This is a genomic window from Haemophilus aegyptius (assembly GCF_900475885.1).
GTDB classification, from domain to species: Bacteria; Pseudomonadota; Gammaproteobacteria; order Enterobacterales; family Pasteurellaceae; genus Haemophilus; species Haemophilus influenzae.
This window is the reverse complement of sequence record NZ_LS483429.1, coordinates 74,677-93,945: the sequence shown is the minus strand read 5'-3', so window position 1 is coordinate 93,945 and position 19,269 is coordinate 74,677. Positions and strand designations below refer to the sequence as shown.

Sequence of the window (19,269 nt, the reverse complement as noted above, 5' to 3'; positions counted from 1 at the left end):
AAAATATTTGTATTTTTTGCATTATTGGAGTCATTATGTCTCAACTTGCCAATCCAGAACTGATGAAAGTCGTTATTTTACTCGCATCTAGCGTAACAATTGTGCCGTTATTTAAAAGACTCGGGTTGGGTAGCGTGCTAGGTTATTTAGTGGCAGGTTGTTTGATTGGTCCATCTGTCTTTGGCATAGTGCAAGATCCAACAGCTGTGGTACACCTAGCGGAATTAGGTGTGGTAATGTTTCTTTTTATTATCGGGCTTGAAATGTATCCAGAACGCCTTTGGGCAATGCGTAAAGCTATTTTTGGCAGAGGTTTGTTACAAGTTGGATTATGTGGTTGCTTACTCACTTTCTCGGGTATTTATTTATTAGGATTAACAAAAGAAGTATCATTTATTGCTGGTATGGGTTTCACGCTTTCCTCTACTGCTATTGTAATGCAATCACTAGAAGAAAGGGGGCTTACTTCTACGTCAAAAGGACAACGCGTAATTTCGACATTAATTTTTGAAGATATTGCTATTGTACCACTTTTGGCTTCTGTCGCTTTTCTTGCTCCCCATTCGAAAGAATCGACACCACATACTGATTGGGTATCAATTGGTATAGCATTAAGTGCTGTTGTGGGGTTAATTGTGACTGGAAAATGGCTAATGAATCCACTATTTCGTTTAATTTCTAAAGCACGTATTCGTGAAATGATGACAGCGGGCGCATTATTGGTCGTTTTAGGTGCTGCATTAGCAATGGAAATTGGCGGACTTTCAATGGCAATGGGCGCGTTTGTTGCTGGTGTGATGATGTCTGAATCAGCGTTTCGCCATCAGCTTGAAGCGGATATAGAACCATTTCGCGGCTTATTACTCGGATTATTTTTTATGGGCGTAGGAATGTCCTTAGATTTGCATTTAGTGTTTAATCATTGGATCTTGCTACTTGGAATTGTTTTTCTTTATATACTTGGAAAAGCCAGTGCTGTTTATATTATTGCCCGAATTACCCGTCTTGATCATCGAGAAGCCATAGGACGAATGTCTTTGATGGCACACGGTGGCGAATTTGCTTTCGTTCTTTTTTCAGCCGCAGCAACTGCGGAAGTAATCAGTAATGAAGAAAAAGCGACATTCACTGCTGCAGTGATTATTTCGATGCTTTTTTCGCCTATTATTGCTCAAATTGCTCGTAAACTTATACAGCGTACAGAGCCTAAATATCTTGATCAGCTTGATGAAAATGATCTAGACAGCATCGTGGATTTGGAAGATAACGTTTTAGTTATTGGTTTTGGACGTTTTAGTCAAATTGTCTGCCAAACATTATTACTTCGTGGAATTAGCGTTTCAGTGATTGATCGCAATATCGAAAATATCCGTGCTGCCGCAAAGTTTGGTTTTAAAGTTTATTATGGCGATGGTATTCGATTAGATGTTTTACGAGCCGCAGGAATTGAAAAGGCGAAATGTGTCGTATTAGGTATTAACGATACACAAAGAATTGAACATATTGTCAGTCAAATGAAAGAGGCTTATCCAAATTTACCGATTTTAACCCGAACTTATGACAGAAAAACAACAGTTAGTTTGATTAAGCAGGATGTAGATTTTATTGTGCGTGAAACTTTTGAATCAGCAATTACACTTAGTCGAGCAACATTGATGAAATTAGGTATTGATAAAATTGAAGCGGAAGAAATTATTAAGGAAGTACGAACATTGGATCAAGAACGGTTAAATGAAGAAGTTTTACACGGTTTTTCGAATGAAATAGTAAAAAAATATTGGACACCAAGACCATTTATTAAACCGCATCTTGATACAAAAGCATTAAATAAAGAAACAGAAGAAATTCTAAGTGAGAAAATTGAAGAAGAAATATCAAATGATCATTCATAAAATTATTTTTTATCTATAAAAATATTAAATTTTAACTTCTCGTTTAAGTATTTACTTTTGAGTGATTTAAATCACGTAAATTTTTATTTTAAGGCAATAAATGAATAATAAAATTAGTGTTTATGATAAAGATAATTTCTTTGAGCTTTATCAGAAACTCCGTGCAAATCCAATTAGCCTCAATGAAATTATCGAAAAGCCCACCATGCTTTCATTGTTGCCTAATTTAAAAGGGAAGAAATTACTCGATTTAGGCTGTGGTACGGGAGGGCATTTACAACTTTATTTAGAACGAGGGGCGGCTAAAGTAATTGGAACTGATCTTTCCGAAAAAATGCTCGAACAAGCTGAAAAAGATCTTCAAAAGTGCGGTCAATTTTCAGGGCGTTTTTCCTTATATCACTTACCAATAGAAAAATTAGCTGAGTTACCAGAAAGTCATTTCGATGTGATTACTAGCTCTTTTGTCTTTCATTATATTGAAAATTTTCCGACATTATTATCAACGATCCATGACAAACTCTCGTCTAATGGCACATTAATTTTCTCACAAGAACATCCGATAACTACCTGCCACAAAGAAGGGGAACGTTGGGAAAAAAATGACAAAAAACAGCAAGTTGCTTATCGTTTAAATCATTATCGAGAAGAAGGCAAACGCAATAGAAATTGGTTCAAACAACCTTTTCAAACCTATCATCGAACAACAGCAACAATTATCAATAATTTAATTCATGCAAGGTTTCAAATCGAGCAAATGGAAGAACCCATGCTTGCTGATCAACCGCAATGGCATAATGAATTTAAAGATTTGTCGCATCGACCACCATTGTTATTTATCAAAGCAAGAAAAGTGGAGAAATAAACAAAATAAACTGGTTTTTAACCGCACTTTATGGTATAAATCGCCCCGCTGTTTTTGCCTTTCAAAAGCAGTTTTTTAATTACTAACAACACACACATATTAACAAGGCTTAATCGGGGTGCCAAACGGTCGATTAGCTGATATGTGGAGGCTCAACCCCAACAAAAGGAAAATATTATGGCACAAGTTTCAATGCGCGACATGATCAACGCAGGCGTACACTTCGGACACCAAACTCGTTACTGGAACCCACAAATGAAACCTTTCATTTTTGGTGCTCGTAACGGTGTTCACATCATCAATCTTGAAAAAACTTTACCTTTATTCAACGAAGCTTTAGCGGAATTAACTCGCATTGCTAGCAACAACGGTAAAGTATTATTCGTTGGTACAAAACGTGCAGCGTCTGAAGCAGTTCAAGCAGCAGCATTAGATTGTCAGCAATATTACGTAAACCACCGTTGGTTAGGTGGTATGTTGACTAACTGGAAAACCGTTCGTCAATCAATTAAACGTTTAAAAGATTTAGAAACCCAATCTCAAGACGGTACTTTTGATAAATTAACCAAAAAAGAAGCGTTAATGCGTAGCCGTGAGATGGAAAAACTTGAATTAAGCCTTGGCGGTATCAAAGATATGGGCGGCTTACCAGATGCGTTATTCGTTATCGGTGCAGACCACGAACATATCGCAGTTAAAGAAGCAAACAACCTAGGTATTCCTGTATTTGCTATCGTTGATACTAACTCAACACCAGCTGGCGTAGATTTCGTTATCCCTGGTAACGATGATGCGACTCGTGCTATCCAACTTTACGTTTCTGCAGCTGCAGCAGCGGTTAAAGAAGGTCGTGGTAACGAAGCTCAAGTTGCTGAAGAATTAGCAGCTGACGCAGAATAATTTAAGTTTTGCAATAAGGCGAAGCCCTTAATAATCAAGCGATTAATTGGCATAGGGGCTAAAATTTAGCCCCTATATTTTTATCTAAAAGTGCGGTCAAAATAAACCGCATTTTCGACAGAGGATTTTAAAAATGGCTGAAATCACAGCATCATTAGTAAAAGAACTTCGTGACCGTACTGGCGCAGGTATGATGGAATGTAAAAAAGCATTAGTTGAAGCAAACGGTGATATTGAGTTAGCAATCGACAATATGCGTAAATCTGGTCAAGCTAAAGCAGCTAAAAAAGCAGGCCGTGTTGCAGCTGAAGGTGTTATCCTTGCTCGTGTAGAAAATGGTTTCGGTGTATTAGTTGAAATGAACTGTGAAACTGACTTCGTAGCAAAAGATGCAGGTTTCTTAGGTTTAGCAAACGAAGTAGCTGATTTCGCAGCAGCAAACAAAGGTACCACTATCGAAGCATTACAAGCGCAATTTGAAGAAAAACGTGCTGCATTAGTTGCTAAAATCGGTGAGAACATGAATATTCGTCGTGTTGCTTACTTAGATGGTCAAGTAATTGCACAATACTTACACGGTGCAAAAATTGGCGTATTAGTTGCGGGCGAAGGTTCTGCTGATGAACTGAAAAAAGTAGCAATGCACGTAGCTGCATCTAAACCTGAATTCGTGAACCCAGAAGATGTATCTGCTGAAGTGGTTGAACACGAACGCCAAATCCAAATCGATATTGCGATCAACTCTGGTAAACCAAAAGAAATCGCAGAGAAAATGGTTGAAGGTCGTATGAAGAAATTCACTGGTGAAGTTTCATTAACAGGTCAAGCATTTGTAATGGATCCTTCTGTATCTGTAGGGGATTTCTTAAAATCAGTAAATACTTCTGTTTCTAACTTCATTCGTTTAGAAGTAGGCGAAGGTATTGAGAAAAAAGAAGAAGATTTTGCTGCTGAAGTTGCAAAAATCACTGGCGGTAACGCATAATTCTTTAACGATAAAAAATGCATGCTTGTAAGCCCAATTTAAAGTTGGGCTTATTTATTTTTAAAAGAATTTCAACTTATTTCGTAAAGTAAATTTTATACACATAAAAATCTGCATTTTAATCAGTTATTAAACTTGTAAAATGCAGATTAAATGATGGGGTATCAATTAAGAAATTTTCTTTTCTAATGCTTTTAAGCGTTTATGTATGCCATCAATGCCTAATGTTAGAGCTGCTGTTTTACGCCACTCTTTATTCGTTTGCAATGGAATACCAGAGGAATATACGCCAGGCTCTGTAATTGGACGCATAACCATTCCCATTCCAGTAATGGTTACTTTATCACAAATTTCCATATGACCATTAATCACACTCGCACCGCCAATTAAGCAATAGCGACCAACAGTTAAGCTACCTGCCATAATAACGCCACCCGCCACCGCTGTACCAGTGCCAATATGAACATTATGTGCAATTTGACAAAGGTTATCGATAATAACGTTATCTTCAATAATTGTTGCGTCTAATGCGCCTCTGTCAATACAGGTATTCGCACCAATCTCAACGTTATTACCAATTATTACTTGCCCTACTTGTGGAATTTTAATCCAACGACCACGATCATTTGCATAACCAAAACCATCACTACCGATAACTGTTCCTGATTGAATTAAGCAATTAGCTCCAATCTCAACATTATGGTAAACAGTGACATTAGCCCAGAGCTGAGTGCCTGAACCTATCTTGGTATTTTTACCAACAAAGCAATTTGCACCAATGATCACGTTATCACCTAGTACAACACCTTCTTCAATCACTGCGTTCGCACCAATAGATACATTTTCGCCCAATAAAACGTCATCAAAAATGACCGCACTTTTTGCGATTCCTTGTGCCGCTTTTGGCGTGCTATCCATATATTGCGCTAAAATTGCGTAAGCCACATAAGGATCTTTAACAATAAGTAAATTGCTTTCTGGAGAACAGTGTTCAACATCCTCTTCAGAAACAACCAAAATCCCTGCTTTAGAATCTTTCAATAATGCACGAAATTTTACGTTAGAAATAAAAGTGAGTTGATTTGATTGGGCTTTATCGAGAGGTGCGATATTCTCAACAACAACATCGGCGTTACCGCGAACGGTAGCGCCGATTTGAGTTGCCAATTCTTGTAAAGAATAGGATTTTTGCATTATGAGAACCTATTATTTTTTCTCTTGTGCTTTTTCAGAAGCAGGGATAGATTTTAATACTTCTTCAGTAATATCTTTACCCTCTACCGCAAATACAACTGAATTTGCATCAAGCACATAAGTATAACCTTTTGCTTTTGCTAAATTATTTGTCGCAGTTTGAATGCTATCTAATAATTTACCACGTTCTTCAGCTTGACGTTTTTCATTTTGAGCTTGGAATTCTTGAACTTTTTTATCTTGTTCTTGCATTAGTTTTTGTAATTCAGCATCTTCAGCCGCACCTAATTTATTAATTTCCTGTTGGCGTTTTTGAATATCAGCTTGACGTAAGCGAGGTGCATCTTTTTCTAAAGCCGCAACTTTTGCTTCTACTTTTTTACGAGCAGCAGCAATTTTATCATCAACTTCTTTTTTGTTTGCTGCTAATTTCTCAGCTACAGGTTTAAATTCAGCATCAAGTTTATCTGCTACCGCTTGGCGATCTGGGTGATGTTGAAAAATATAACCTGCATTAATGAAAGCAATTTTTTCTTCAGCGGAAGCATAGCCTGAAGCAAGTGCAATACCTAAAGCAAGTGCGGTTACTTTTGCGATGTTTTTCATTTGATAAATATCCTTAATTAAATGATGGGTTTAATATTTTCTCTGCCCAATTAAATTAGGCAGAGAACGTTGTTTTTGAGTTCTGATGAAGAAAAAAGTTCAATTTATTAGAAAGAACCTCCAATACTAAATTGGAACTGTTCGACATCATCATTTTCATATTTTTTAATTGGTTTGGCATAAGAGAATACCAATGGCCCAATAGGAGATTGCCATTGGAATCCGACACCTGTAGAGGCGCGAATACGGCTTGATTTGCCATAATCGGGTAAGCTTTTTAATACATTGTTATCTAACCCACTCTTATCCGATTTCCACTTAGTATTCCAAACACTTGCCGCATCAACAAATAGGGAAGTTCGGACCGTATTTTGGCTCTTATCGCTCACAAATGGAGTTGGCACAATTAACTCTGCGCTAGCTGTAGCGATTGCATTACCACCAATCACATCAGAACTTATCTTATTAAAATTACTACTTTGATCGGCATAAATTGCATTAGGCCCAATACTACCATAAGCAAAACCGCGTAATGAACCGATGCCACCCGCTGTATAAGTTTGATAGAACGGTAAACGCTTGTTTCCAAAACCATTTGCATATCCTGCAGATGCTTTTGCAGATACAACCCAGCGGTGATCTCTGTCTAATGGGTAGAAACCCTGTACATCTGCACTTAGTTTGTAGTATTTGTTATCAGAACCTGGAATAGTAACTCGTCCACCAAGACTTGCTTTAACCCCTTTAGTTGGGAAATAGCCTCTATTAAGGTTGTTATAGTTCCAACCAAAAGAAAAATCAAAGTCATTTGTTTTAATGCCATTACCTTTAAATTTCATTGATTGAATATATAAATTACGGTTATATTCTAGAGCAAAGTTACTAATTTTATTATAGGTATGACCTAATCCTACATAATAGGAGTTATTTTCATTTACAGGGAAACCTAAAGTAACATTACTTCCATAAGTCGTACGCTTATAGTTAGAGGATGTATCACTTTTAGAGTTATCGTAGTTTTCAAAGAAAACATTTCCACCAAGACTTACACCATCTTTAGTAAAATAGGGCTCGGTATAACCCAAATTGACACTCGTACCATAATCATTTTTCGTACCAGCTATACTTACCGCCGCCCCTGTTCCCAAGAAATTATCTTGTTTAACACTTGCTTGATAACTAATACCACTCTCTGTACCGTAACCAATACCAAAGTTGATACTACCTGTGTTACGTTCTTTGACTTTATATACGACATCCACTTCATCATTACTACCATTGATAGGATCAATTCGGTTTTCGACTGTTTCGAAGAAACCTGTACGATCTAAGCGAATTTTTCCTAACTCAACTAATTGTGAATTATACCAAGTTCCTTCTTGTTGGCGCATTTCCTGACGTAAAGTACTATCAGCAGAAACGGTATTTCCTTCAAAGCGAAGTTGGCGAACAGTTAAACGTCGTCCAGGATCAACAACAAAGGTGATCGCTAATGTTTTATTTGCATCATCAAAATCAGGTACTGAATTTACCGTTGCGTTACCGTAACCGCGTTCTCCAAGTTTTGCTTTAATTGCATTTTCTACATCTGCAATGTCACTACGGCGGAAAGTATCATTTAAATGTAATGCTGAAAGCAAAGGTTCAAGCTCGGCAGACATACCTCCCAGATTACCTATAATGCGTGCACTACGAAGGTCATACTGTAAACCTTCATTTACATCAATGGTTACATTAACTTTTGTTTTTTCATCATTTAGCTGAACATCCGTTTTAGTGATTTGTGCTTTGGCATAGCCATTATTTAAATAATAATCACGAATTGCCTGCAAATCTTTCTCGAATTGCGCACCTTCAAATTTATTTCCCCATAATTTCCACCAAGAATCAGGTTGTAATTCCATTTGTTCTTGTAATGTACTGCTACTAACAGATTCGTTCCCCTTGAAAGTTAATGATGCCAATTTTGCTTTATCATCTTCATTGATTTGAATTAAAATTTCAGCGCGATTATTTGGTAGCGTATTGACAATAGGTTCAACGGTTGCGTTATAGCGACCTACACTTGCATAGTGCTCTTTTACACTTTTGGCAAATTCATTTAATTTTTCTCGAATTAAAACATCGCCAACTTTAAACCCGTTAGCATCTAAGTTTTGTTTTAGTGCTTCAGTGGGAATAATAGAGTTACCTTTGATTTTAACATCTGAAATGATCGATTTAGCCACAACGCTAACAACAAGCACATCGCCTTCTTGATGTGCTTTCACATCATCGAATCGACCACTTACGAATAAAGAGCGGACAATATTAGCCACATCATTGTCAGTCACACGCTGACCGGCACGAACAGGTAAACTTGCTCGGATTTGTTGTTCTAAGTCACCTTGAACACCATCCACACGAATATCTTTTGCTACAAAAGGTGCGGCAAACACAGTCGTTGTCGTACCGAATAATAAACTTGCGATTAGAAGTTTTTTCATCGATTGTATCCTATATAAATTATAGACGTAAAAAATCATTAAATAATGCAAACACCGTTAAGCTTAATAACAGTGCTGCGCCAATTCGATAACAGATGCTTTGCACCCGCTCAGAAACAGGTTTTCCTTTAACAGCTTCCATTGTTAAAAAAACTAAATGACCGCCATCTAATACTGGTAATGGAAATAAATTCATAATCCCTAAATTTACACTAATCAATGCCATAAAACTTAAAAAATACACCAATCCAATATTTGCTGATGCGCCAGCACCTTTTGCAATAGAAATTGGCCCACTTAAATTATTTAATGACAAATCGCCAGTAAGTAATTTCCCTAATATTTTCAAGGTTAAAAGGGAAAGCTGTCCTGTTTTTTCAATGCCTTTTTGTAAAGATTCAAGAATACCATATTTTAATTCAGTACGGTATTCATCCGCTAATTTTGTCAAGGTTGGGCTAACCCCAACAAACCATTTGCCATTTTGATTACGCACTGGAGTTAGGACTTTGTCAAATGTTTCTCCATTACGTTCAATTTTTATAGTAAAAGTTTCGCCTTGTTCGACCTGTTTTATAAAATCTTGCCAAGGAAGTGCGGTTAAATTTTCTTTTAAAATTTTATCACCGATTTGTAAACCAGCTTTCTCAGCGGGAGAATTTTGAACAACTTTAGAAAGCACCATTTCAACTTGAGGACGCATAGGCATAATCCCTAATGCCTCAAAAGCACTTTCTTTTTCAGGATCGAATATCCAATTTGTAAGATTTAAAGTCCGTTGTTGTTCAATATTAGAACCGAAAGGAGAAAGGGTAATTTCAACATTAGGCTCACCCATTTTTGTGGCAAGTAGCATATTGATGGTTTCCCAATCTTGAGTTTCTTCGCCATCAACCGCTAGAATTTGTGTATTAGGTTCAATGTGAGCTTGTGCTGCGATGGAACTTGGTGTTATTGATTCAATCACAGGTTTAACCGTTGGCATTCCATAAAGGTAGATGACCCAATAGGCAAAAATCGCAAAAATAAAATTCGCCAAAGGGCCTGCAATAATCACAAATGCGCGTTGTAATACGCTTTTACTGTCAAATGCTTGTGATTTTTGCTCAGCAGGAACTACTTCATTACGTCCATCAAGCATTTTTACATAGCCGCCTAAAGGAATCATTGAAACCGCAAATTCTGTACCATATTTGTCAATGCGTTTCCAAATTACTTTTCCAAAACCAATGGAAAAACGATGGACTTTTATACCGCACTTTCTCGCTGCCCAAAAGTGACCATATTCGTGAACGGATACTAATACAGCAATAGCAATGATAAAAGAACCTAGTGACCACAAAAATGACATTAAAAATCCTTATAAGACAAAGAAATAGAAATAGCTGAAAAAAGGTACTGCGGCAGTCAAGCTATCAATGCGATCTAATACACCGCCATGACCAGGAATTAATTGACTGCTGTCTTTCACACCAGACTCACGCTTGAACATACTTTCAGTTAAATCGCCCAATACTGAAATTGCAACTGTCGCTACAGAAAGAATGATAAATCCAGTAATATTTCGATCGCCTACTAAAGTATTGTTAGAGAAATGAATAAAGATAAAAGCAAGCACTAATGCTGTAATTAAGCCACCAATGACCCCTTCCCAACTTTTACCTGGCGATACTTTAGGGGCAAGTTTACGTTTGCCAAAGGCACGTCCGCTAAAATAAGCACCAGAATCAGCCGCCCAAACAAGTATAAATACGTAAAGTAATAAAAATAAGCCGTGATAAGGATCATGGGTATAGTGTTCTAAACGTAAACGTAATACACCTGCGATAAATGGAATCAACGTAGAAAAGGCAAATAAAAGTTGTAAAAGTGGATTTTTAGACCAAAATTTAGCTGATTTAGGGTAACTGATCACAAGTAACAAAGCTAAACCCCACCAGCTAACAGCATTTATCAATAAAAGCTGAAGATGTTGTTCAAACACACGCCCTGCATCTAAATAGTTGCCCTCAGTATAGAGCCATAAGAAGATAAATACGCCTAAAAAGGTAGCCACAAAAAAACGTATCAAAGGTTGTTTAAGGCGAGCAAATTGAGTCCATTCCCAAATGCCTAAAATCGCTACCGCCCCTAAAGCGAGGGCAAAATAAAAAGGTGTGAATAAAAATAGCGCACATAAAACTGCAGCAATTAACACAATAGCAGATAAAACTCGTTGTTTAAGCATAATTTTAATCCGTTTAACTATTCAGTCCCGCCAAAACGGCGATGACGTTGTTGATAACTTGCAATCGCGTGATTAAATTCTAATTGATTAAAATCAGGCCAAAGCACATCGGAAAAATATAATTCCGCATAGGCAATTTGCCATAATAAAAAGTTGCTTATGCGCTGTTCTCCACTGGTGCGAATTAATAAATCCACAGGTGGTGCATTTTGGGTTGCAAGATGATGTTGAAAAGTCGAGTTATTAATATCTGAAACTGACATTTCTTCTTTTTTAACTTTTTCTGCAATTTGTTTAGCGGCTTGAATAATATCCCAACAACCGCCGTAATTTGCCGCAATATTGAGTGTAAGTGCGGTATTTTTTTCTGTTAAATTTTCCGCTTTTTTGATTTTTTCTTGTAAAGTTTCACTAAAACGAGATACATCGCCTATAATTTTCAGACAAATATTATTTTTATGTAATTTTTTCACTTCGCGATCCAAGGCTTGCATAAAAAGCGACATTAACGCACTGATTTCTTGTTCTGGGCGACTCCAATTTTCGCTACTAAAGGCATAAAGTGTGAGTACTTCCACACCGATTTGTCGTGCATAAGCCACTGCTTTGCGTACCGCAGTAACGCCATTGGTGTGTCCGAAAATTCGCATTTTATTTTTCTGTTTTGCCCAACGGCCATTACCATCCATAATAATGGCAACGTGTTTTGGTATATTTGTTTGATCCAACTCTATCATTATTTTTATTATTGAGAGACCTCTATAAATTTGGTGGTAAACTATATCATAAGTTATATTGGCTTGCTATGAATTCCTTTGTTCTAATCTGTTCTGTAAAAATTGAAAATTTATTGTGAAAAACAACTAAAAAACCACCGCACTTTTTATTTCTCTCCCTATTAATTCTTGCCATTTTACGGTATTCTATGCCACATTTTCTATTGTCAAAATGCTGCAAAAGTGCGGTTAAAATTTAAGGTGATTTTATGCAAGAACAATATCGCCCCGATATGATCGAACCAAAGGTTCAACAATATTGGGCAGAAAATAAAGTTTTCAAAGCAATCAAAGACGAATCTAAAGAAAAATATTACTGTCTTTCTATGTTCCCGTATCCTTCTGGCCGTCTGCATATGGGGCACGTGCGTAACTACACTATTGGTGATGTAATTTCTCGTTATCAACGCATGCTAGGTAAAAACGTATTGCAACCATTTGGTTGGGATGCTTTCGGCTTACCTGCGGAAGGGGCAGCAATTAAAAATAAAACCGCACCAGCAAAATGGACTTACGAAAATATCGCCTACATGAAGAAACAACTTCAACTTTTAGGCTTTGGTTTTGACTGGGATCGCGAAATTGCTACTTGCAAACCTGACTACTATAAATGGGAACAATGGTTCTTCACTGAGCTTTACAAAAAAGGCTTAGTGTACAAAAAAACCTCAACCGTAAACTGGTGCCCGAATGATGAAACCGTACTCGCAAACGAGCAAGTACACGAAGGTTGTTGCTGGCGTTGTGATACACCTGTGGAACAAAAAGAAATCCCACAATGGTTTATTAAAATCACCGATTATGCCGAGCAATTATTAGGGGGCTTGGATAATCTTCCACAATGGCCTGATATGGTGAAAACGATGCAACGCAACTGGATCGGTCGTTCTGAAGGGGTAGAAATTACCTTTGATGTTGCAGATACCAACGAAAAAGTAGCAGTTTACACCACGCGTCCAGATACCTTTTACGGCGTAAGTTATTTAGGGATTGCGGCAGCACATCCATTAGCAAGTTTAGCAGCTCAAAACAATTCCGAATTAGCCGCCTTTATCCAAGAAGCGAAAAACGCCAAAGTGGCAGAAGCTGATCTTGCGACAATGGAGAAAAAAGGAATGGCAACGGGCTTATTTGCTATTCATCCATTGACGGGCGAAGAATTACCGATTTGGGTCGCTAATTTCGTGTTAATGCACTACGGTACTGGCGCCGTAATGGCTGTTCCAGCTCACGACCAACGTGACTTTGAATTTGCTCAAAAATACAGTTTGCCAATTAAACAAGTGATCGCACCGCTTGCAAATGAAGAAATTGATTTAACCAAACAAGCTTTCGTTGAGCACGGTAAATTAGTGAACTCAGCTGAGTTTGATGGTTTAGATTTTGATGGTGCTTTCAACGGCATTGCAGATAAATTAGAAAAATTAGGTGTTGGAAAACGTCAAGTTAATTACCGTTTACGTGACTGGGGTGTTTCTCGCCAACGTTATTGGGGAGCGCCAATTCCGATGCTAACCCTTGAAAATGGCGATGTAGTACCTGCACCAATGGAAGATTTACCAATTATTCTTCCTGAAGATGTGGTAATGGATGGCGTAAAAAGTCCAATTAAAGCAGATCCTAACTGGGCAAAAACAACCTTTAACGGCGCACCAGCGTTAAAAGAAACGGATACCTTTGATACCTTTATGGAATCCTCTTGGTATTACGCGCGCTACACTTGTCCACAATATCAAAATGGGATGCTTGATGCGGAAGAAGCAAACTATTGGCTACCAGTGGATCAATATATCGGTGGTATTGAACATGCAACAATGCACTTGCTCTACTTCCGCTTCTTCCACAAATTATTGCGTGATGCGGGATTTGTAACCAGTGATGAACCAGCCGATAAATTATTGTGTCAAGGTATGGTGCTTGCAGATGCCTTCTACTACACAAGTCCAACCAATGAGCGTATTTGGGTAAGTCCAACACAGGTGACTCTTGAACGTGATGAAAAAGGCAGAATTATTAAAGCTACTGATCCTGAAGGGCGTGAACTAGTCCACAGTGGCATGACCAAAATGTCGAAATCCAAAAATAATGGTATTGACCCACAAGAAATGGTAGAAAAATATGGTGCCGATACTGTTCGTCTATTTATGATGTTTGCCTCTCCAGCAGAAATGACTTTGGAATGGCAAGAATCTGGCGTAGAAGGTGCGAAACGTTTCTTAGGGCGTGTTTGGAATTTGGTATATCAATATCAACAAAATCCAGCAAAAACTAGCCTAGATATCACCGCACTTTCAGCAACACAAAAAGCGCTTCGTCGTGAAGTACATAAAACCATTGCGAAAGTGAGTGATGATATTGGTCGCCGTCAAACATTTAATACTGCGATTGCAGCAGTAATGGAGTTGATGAATAAACTGACTAAGGCTTCCTTAGAAAGCGATCAAGATCGTGCTGTCATGGCGGAAGCATTAAGTGCAGTTGTTCGCATGCTTTACCCAATTACGCCACATATCTGCTTTGAATTATGGCAAGCGCTAGGAAATGAAAGCAACATCGATACCGCTGAATGGGTGAAAGCTGATGAGGCCGCAATGGTAGAAGATGAAAAACTCATTGTTGTGCAAGTAAATGGCAAGGTTCGTGGCAAAGTTACTGTTGCGACAGATGCAGATGAAGACACAGTCAAAACAATTGCTTTTGCGGATGAAAATGTGAAGAAATTTATTGATAATCAACACATTGTCAAAGTGATTTATGTCGTAGGTAAATTATTAAACGTGGTAGTGAAACCATAATACATAGGGTGTGTGGATTTAAAATTCACGCACCATTTTTTATAGGTATGTGAAATATTGACATTTTACACGTCCTACAATAAAGGTAATTTTTATGATCAACTCAATCAAGACTTTACTGCTTATCGCAACATTAGCAATTCTTTCTGCTTGCGGTTGGCATTTTCAACAGTCGGTTACTATGCCAAATGAATGGCGAACATTAGCCCTTGAAAGTGATGACTCTTATAATGATTTTACTGTTATTATGCGTCGCAAATTGCAGGAAAATCAGGTTAATGTCGTCAATTTAGAACAAAATATTCCCATTTTACGTATTAATAAACAGATTACTTCAGATCAAGTCGCGTCTATTTTTAAGCACGGACGTGAGGCAGAAAAACTTTTAATGTTGGAAGTAGAAGCCACTTTCCGCCTTGCTAATGGCGAAAGCTATCCAATCAATGCGAAAGTAAACCGTACTTTCTTTGATAATGCACGTGCAGCATTAGCCAAATCAGAAGAACGAGAGGTAATTTGGAATGATATGCGCGAGCAAGTAGCGCGTCAATTAATCGTAAAAATAATTGCGTTACAAAATCAAATAAAAAGGAAATAATGAACCGCATTTTTCCAGAGCAACTAAATCATCATCTTGCGCAAGGCTTGGCTAGAGTTTATCTCTTGCAAGGGCAAGATCCTTTATTACTTAGTGAAACTGAGGATACTATTTGTCAAGTGGCAAACCAGCAAGGTTTTGATGAAAAAAATACTATTCAGGTTGATAGCCAAACTGATTGGGCGCAACTTATAGAATCTTGTCAATCTATAGGATTGTTTTTTAGTAAACAAATACTAAGCTTGAATTTACCTGAAAATTTCACCGCACTTTTGCAGAAAAATCTGCAAGAACTTATATCCGTATTGCATAAAGATGTCTTGCTTATTTTACAGGTAGCAAAATTTGCTAAAGGGATTGAAAAGCAAACGTGGTTTATTACACTTAATCAATATGAACCAAATGCAATACTGATAAATTGTCAAACACCGACGGTAGAAAACTTACCACGTTGGGTAAAAAATCGTACCAAAGCAATGGGATTAGACGCTGACAATGAAGCAATTCAACAACTTTGTTATAGTTATGAAAATAACCTGCTCGCACTCAAACAAGCTCTGCAGCTTTTAGATTTGCTCTATCCTGACCATAAACTTAACTACAATCGTGTTATTAGCGTGGTGGAACAATCCTCAATTTTTACACCATTTCAATGGATTGATGCGTTGCTAATGGGAAAAGCAAATCGTGCCAAACGTATTTTAAAAGGTTTACAAGCTGAAGATGTGCAACCTGTTATTTTATTACGCACACTACAGCGAGAATTATTTACGTTGCTTGAACTCACAAAACCACAGCAACGTATTGTGACAACGGAAAAACTTCCAATTCAACAAATTAAGACTGAATTTGACCGTCTAAAAATCTGGCAAAATCGCCGACCGCTCTTTTTAAGTGCGATTCAACGTTTAACTTACCAGACTCTCTACGAAATTATCCAAGAACTCGCTAATATTGAACGTCTAACTAAACAAGAATTTAGTGATGAAGTGTGGATCAAACTCGCTGATTTATCTGTAAAAATTTGTTTGTAGTCACAAGGCAAATAAAATAGACAATATTGAAATAAGATTTTTGATAAAAAAGAAATTTTTTGCTGGAAAAATGGTCCCTACCTACTTCCATTTTTTGAACTTATCCCTTGTCATACCTAAAATTAATAAGAGTGTTAGTATCTAAAAAGGGAACAAAATAGGGAACATCACTATAAAAAATGGTCTTTTTTGATGTCATTATTTGGCAAGTTAGAAAATTTATCAATCTTTAATTCTCGTTTAATTTCGTTTTATCTGTCAAGCGTGAAATAAACAAAAAGCGAATATTTTTGTTCGTTTTGTGATAAGTGTTTGTTTTTCGGGTATAATATGCCCGTTTAGTTTTTAGCTAAATTTCATAATAAATCTTTCGTTGTATGGTTTTTTTTCCTAAGTCCCCGCACCAACCAAGTCCAAGCCTCGAGGGGCTTTTTTGCCCTCAAGTCAGTGCACGCCTTAAAACAACTTGACTTGCGCTTTATCTTGCCCTTTTAACTGTGCTAATCGTTCTTCATTCGTCATCGGCTTAATGCCTTTTTCCTGCAAGGTTTCTTTTTCGGTTTTCTCCCAGTTGTTCGCTTCGGGGCAATCCACATAAACCGCCCTTTTAATGTTACTAATCTGCCCTACAAAATCGGCGTTTAATTGCCCACATGATGAAGGCTTTTTTTAAATTTATAGCTATCTAAAATTAAACTTTCCGTTTCTTTTTTCGGGAATTCTATATATAGAATTTTCCCTATAATTAATTCCTCTAATTTATTTAATATGTCGAATTTAAGTATGCTAATCGGCATGGAATTTTCCGACTTTTGGGGGGCTCTAAATACAAGATCATTAATACATGTTCTTTCTACATTGTGGTTTATATAAATTGAAAAAGGCAATAAATCAATTTGATAATAATGCAATAAATCATCTACTGTTACTGGCTCGCCAAATTCTCTTGTCAATTTATCCGCTGCCTGTTGCAAGCTATACCATTTTCTAGGGGGTAATGTTGGTTTATTTTTTGCCATAATTTTTCTTATCCTAAGTAAAAATAAAGCCCAGTTTAGTGGGCTTTGTCATATCTTGCTTTATAGTTCTAATTGTTCAGGTTTGCATTGATAGATTTTTGCTAATTTTTCACGGGTCTTTTTCTGCGGTTTGCTTTCTTTGCGTTCTGCTTGAGAAATTGCAGATTGTGTTAACCCAGTGTGTTTTGCTACTTCAGCTTGTGAAAGACTGCGATAAATGCGCCATGCAGCCAATAAACTAACTTCCTGTTCAAACATGATATTTACTACATCATTTGGAATTAATTTATCGCCATCTTCGCTTGCTTCTACAGGGATATTTTCCCATTCTTCCGCATTTTCATCATCAAAAGGGCTTGCCTTCATAATTAAGTCTTCATACTCTGCGATAGGCAAAATAACAAATTCAGGCTGCCCTTGTGAATTATTTATGTATCTGTGATTTAAGTTCATTTTGCTTTCTCCTAACTATAAGTGCGTTCACTACGGCGTTTAATCGCTTGAATGTTGATAATTTTGGGTTGGCCGTTGATCACTTCAAAAATTATGCGGTAGTTACCTACGCGCAACCGCCATTTTCCCTCTTCGCCTTTTAGTTTCTTTGTGTCTAGTGCTTCACTAGGGAATTCGCTTAAGGCATTTGCTTTTTCCCTTATTGCTTTTTGGTAACGGCCATCTATTTTTAAGAGTTGCCGTAACGCATCTTTTGTCCAGTTTACGATATTCATCGAGATTCTTTGAGGGTATATCATTAATTAGATTATAAGTTAATAATCTATCTTTGCAATAAGAAAATTAGATTTTTTATAAAGATGAAGCCCCTTTCTGGGCTTGATTAATAGCGGTTGCGTTCGAGTTTTTCGCATCGTTTGATATATTCGGTTGGGTCTATGGCTTCGCATTCAGTAAGCCACCAATGTTGCAAAGGTGCGCTATAAATTCCGCCTTCATAATATCGCCCCCACGGTCTGAAAATGAATCTAGCTGCCCCCATAATTCACGCATAAATCGAGGCTTTTCATTCGCCTATATGATTCCACGTGAAATATAATCTTGCACGCTGTAATTGATAAATAAATGCACGGCTTCAAACAATTTACTAGCGCATTCTTCAGGGGGTATCTGTTCCATTATTGCACCTCATCAATGCTTTCAATTAGCACCGCATAGCGATGATTTTCTAGCAAGTAATCAAGCATCACAGAGAAATAAATTTGTACGTTATTTTGTCTCGGTTCTTGTTTGAAGAACAAGCGAGCGGTGTTTTGCTTGAAGTAAATCGCAAGGTTAGAAAGCGTTGTAATTAAAATGCAGTCTGCCGGAAAGAAAGGCGCGGAAATTGCACGGAGTCCGCCAATCAGGTTTTGTGCGGTGATTAGCACGCCGTTTTGGCTGTTGAGCTGTTTCGCATCAAGATTGACTAATGCGCTGCTCAACATAATCTCCCCACGTCTGCATAATCTCTTGTCTAGAACGCCATTAATTCCTTAGGCGGTATTGATGGAAAATTCTTAGTGATTGGCTTTTTAAATCTTTTGGATAATCTTGTAAAAGGATTATTTTCTAACATGCCTTCATCAATCGCATTATCAAATATTTGTTTTATTGCAATGCATAACTTATCGTACATACCTGTTCCCTCGTTTTTGTTCCTTTATAAAGAGGGAACATTTAAGGGAACAATAAAAACGAACAATGACAAACAATAAAAGACGAAAACAACAATAAGGTTGATTCTAAAATGCTGTTTTTATGATGTTTTTTGACAGAAAAGACGTTATTTGACAAGTCGAATGGTCCCCCCTACCGGACTTGAACCAGTGACCAAGCGATTATGAGTCGCCTGCTCTAACCGACTGAGCTAAGGGGGGACAGTGCGGTAATTATAGAGA

General features: G+C 37.4%; 19 protein-coding genes and 1 tRNA gene. 7 read left to right on the top strand and 13 right to left on the bottom strand.

Annotated features, from left to right (window positions below; all coding sequences use genetic code 11):
• Positions 1-35: 35 nt before the first annotated feature.
• The 4 genes from DQN49_RS00445 to tsf all read left to right on the top strand — a co-directional run bounded on the left by DQN49_RS00445 (position 36) and on the right by tsf (position 4,642).
• Positions 36-1,892: a monovalent cation:proton antiporter-2 (CPA2) family protein gene (locus DQN49_RS00445; protein WP_006995571.1), complete on the top strand. Its 1,857-nt coding sequence runs from the start codon at positions 36-38 to the stop codon at positions 1,890-1,892.
• A gap of 100 nt (positions 1,893-1,992) precedes the next feature.
• On the top strand, positions 1,993-2,757 hold the full coding sequence (locus DQN49_RS00440) for a class I SAM-dependent methyltransferase (protein ID WP_006995572.1): 765 nt from the start codon (positions 1,993-1,995) through the stop codon (positions 2,755-2,757).
• 177 nt (positions 2,758-2,934) lie between these two features.
• Complete coding sequence (gene rpsB, locus DQN49_RS00435) at positions 2,935-3,657, top strand: 30S ribosomal protein S2 (RefSeq protein WP_005645552.1); 723 nt, start codon at positions 2,935-2,937, stop codon at positions 3,655-3,657.
• A gap of 133 nt (positions 3,658-3,790) precedes the next feature.
• Positions 3,791-4,642: a translation elongation factor Ts gene (tsf, locus tag DQN49_RS00430; protein WP_005648092.1), complete on the top strand. Its 852-nt coding sequence runs from the start codon at positions 3,791-3,793 to the stop codon at positions 4,640-4,642.
• A 168-nt stretch (positions 4,643-4,810) separates the two neighbouring features.
• On the opposite strand, the gene lpxD is transcribed toward tsf, so the two are convergent.
• The 6 genes from lpxD to uppS all read right to left on the bottom strand — a co-directional run bounded on the left by lpxD (position 4,811) and on the right by uppS (position 11,892).
• Positions 4,811-5,836, bottom strand: a complete 1,026-nt coding sequence (gene lpxD, locus DQN49_RS00425; protein ID WP_006995573.1) for a UDP-3-O-(3-hydroxymyristoyl)glucosamine N-acyltransferase — start codon at positions 5,834-5,836, stop codon at positions 4,811-4,813.
• Positions 5,837-5,848: 12 nt separating this feature from the next.
• A complete protein-coding gene (locus tag DQN49_RS00420; RefSeq protein ID WP_006995574.1) occupies positions 5,849-6,442 on the bottom strand; it encodes an OmpH family outer membrane protein in 594 nt (197 codons plus the stop codon).
• A gap of 107 nt (positions 6,443-6,549) precedes the next feature.
• Positions 6,550-8,928 carry an outer membrane protein assembly factor BamA gene (gene bamA / locus DQN49_RS00415; RefSeq protein ID WP_032826262.1) on the bottom strand — a complete coding sequence of 793 codons (2,379 nt, stop codon included), beginning with the start codon at positions 8,926-8,928 and terminating at the stop codon, positions 6,550-6,552.
• 19 nt (positions 8,929-8,947) lie between these two features.
• Positions 8,948-10,279 carry a sigma E protease regulator RseP gene (rseP, locus tag DQN49_RS00410; protein ID WP_006995576.1) on the bottom strand — a complete coding sequence of 444 codons (1,332 nt, stop codon included), beginning with the start codon at positions 10,277-10,279 and terminating at the stop codon, positions 8,948-8,950.
• A 9-nt stretch (positions 10,280-10,288) separates the two neighbouring features.
• The gene (locus DQN49_RS00405) at positions 10,289-11,155 is read right to left on the bottom strand and encodes a phosphatidate cytidylyltransferase (RefSeq protein ID WP_006995577.1); all 867 of its coding nucleotides are present in this window, start codon (positions 11,153-11,155) and stop codon (positions 10,289-10,291) included.
• Positions 11,156-11,172: 17 nt separating this feature from the next.
• Positions 11,173-11,892, bottom strand: coding sequence for a polyprenyl diphosphate synthase (gene uppS / locus DQN49_RS00400; RefSeq protein ID WP_006995578.1), 720 nt, complete (start codon positions 11,890-11,892; stop codon positions 11,173-11,175).
• Between the two features lie 248 nt (positions 11,893-12,140).
• Here uppS and leuS point away from each other — a divergent pair, with 248 nt between their 5' ends.
• The 3 genes from leuS to holA all read left to right on the top strand — a co-directional run bounded on the left by leuS (position 12,141) and on the right by holA (position 16,358).
• Positions 12,141-14,726, top strand: a complete 2,586-nt coding sequence (gene leuS, locus DQN49_RS00395) for a leucine--tRNA ligase (RefSeq protein ID WP_006995579.1) — start codon at positions 12,141-12,143, stop codon at positions 14,724-14,726.
• 94 nt (positions 14,727-14,820) lie between these two features.
• On the top strand, positions 14,821-15,324 hold the full coding sequence (locus tag DQN49_RS00390) for an LPS-assembly lipoprotein LptE (RefSeq protein ID WP_005651506.1): 504 nt from the start codon (positions 14,821-14,823) through the stop codon (positions 15,322-15,324).
• Positions 15,324-16,358 (top strand): DNA polymerase III subunit delta, encoded by a 1,035-nt coding sequence (gene holA, locus DQN49_RS00385; RefSeq protein WP_006995580.1) that lies wholly within the window; start codon positions 15,324-15,326, stop codon positions 16,356-16,358. The genes DQN49_RS00390 and holA overlap by 1 nt, the downstream gene beginning before the upstream one ends.
• A gap of 456 nt (positions 16,359-16,814) precedes the next feature.
• Here the strand turns inward: holA and DQN49_RS10140 are convergent, their stop codons facing one another.
• The 7 genes from DQN49_RS10140 to DQN49_RS00360 form a co-directional block, all read right to left on the bottom strand.
• Complete coding sequence (locus DQN49_RS10140; RefSeq protein ID WP_005677065.1) at positions 16,815-16,952, bottom strand: hypothetical protein; 138 nt, start codon at positions 16,950-16,952, stop codon at positions 16,815-16,817.
• A gap of 47 nt (positions 16,953-16,999) precedes the next feature.
• The gene (locus DQN49_RS10315) at positions 17,000-17,377 is read right to left on the bottom strand and encodes a hypothetical protein (RefSeq protein ID WP_006995581.1); all 378 of its coding nucleotides are present in this window, start codon (positions 17,375-17,377) and stop codon (positions 17,000-17,002) included.
• Positions 17,378-17,437: 60 nt separating this feature from the next.
• Positions 17,438-17,830, bottom strand: a complete 393-nt coding sequence (locus DQN49_RS00375; protein WP_006995582.1) for a helix-turn-helix domain-containing protein — start codon at positions 17,828-17,830, stop codon at positions 17,438-17,440.
• An 11-nt stretch (positions 17,831-17,841) separates the two neighbouring features.
• Complete coding sequence (locus tag DQN49_RS00370) at positions 17,842-18,105, bottom strand: type II toxin-antitoxin system RelE family toxin (protein ID WP_006995583.1); 264 nt, start codon at positions 18,103-18,105, stop codon at positions 17,842-17,844.
• Positions 18,106-18,507: 402 nt separating this feature from the next.
• The gene (locus DQN49_RS00365; protein ID WP_005663597.1) at positions 18,508-18,816 is read right to left on the bottom strand and encodes a P2 family phage major capsid protein; all 309 of its coding nucleotides are present in this window, start codon (positions 18,814-18,816) and stop codon (positions 18,508-18,510) included.
• 29 nt (positions 18,817-18,845) lie between these two features.
• A complete protein-coding gene (locus DQN49_RS10135; protein ID WP_006995584.1) occupies positions 18,846-19,007 on the bottom strand; it encodes a hypothetical protein in 162 nt (53 codons plus the stop codon).
• Between the two features lie 164 nt (positions 19,008-19,171).
• Positions 19,172-19,248: transfer RNA gene (locus DQN49_RS00360), tRNA-Ile, on the bottom strand.
• Positions 19,249-19,269: the final 21 nt, after the last annotated feature.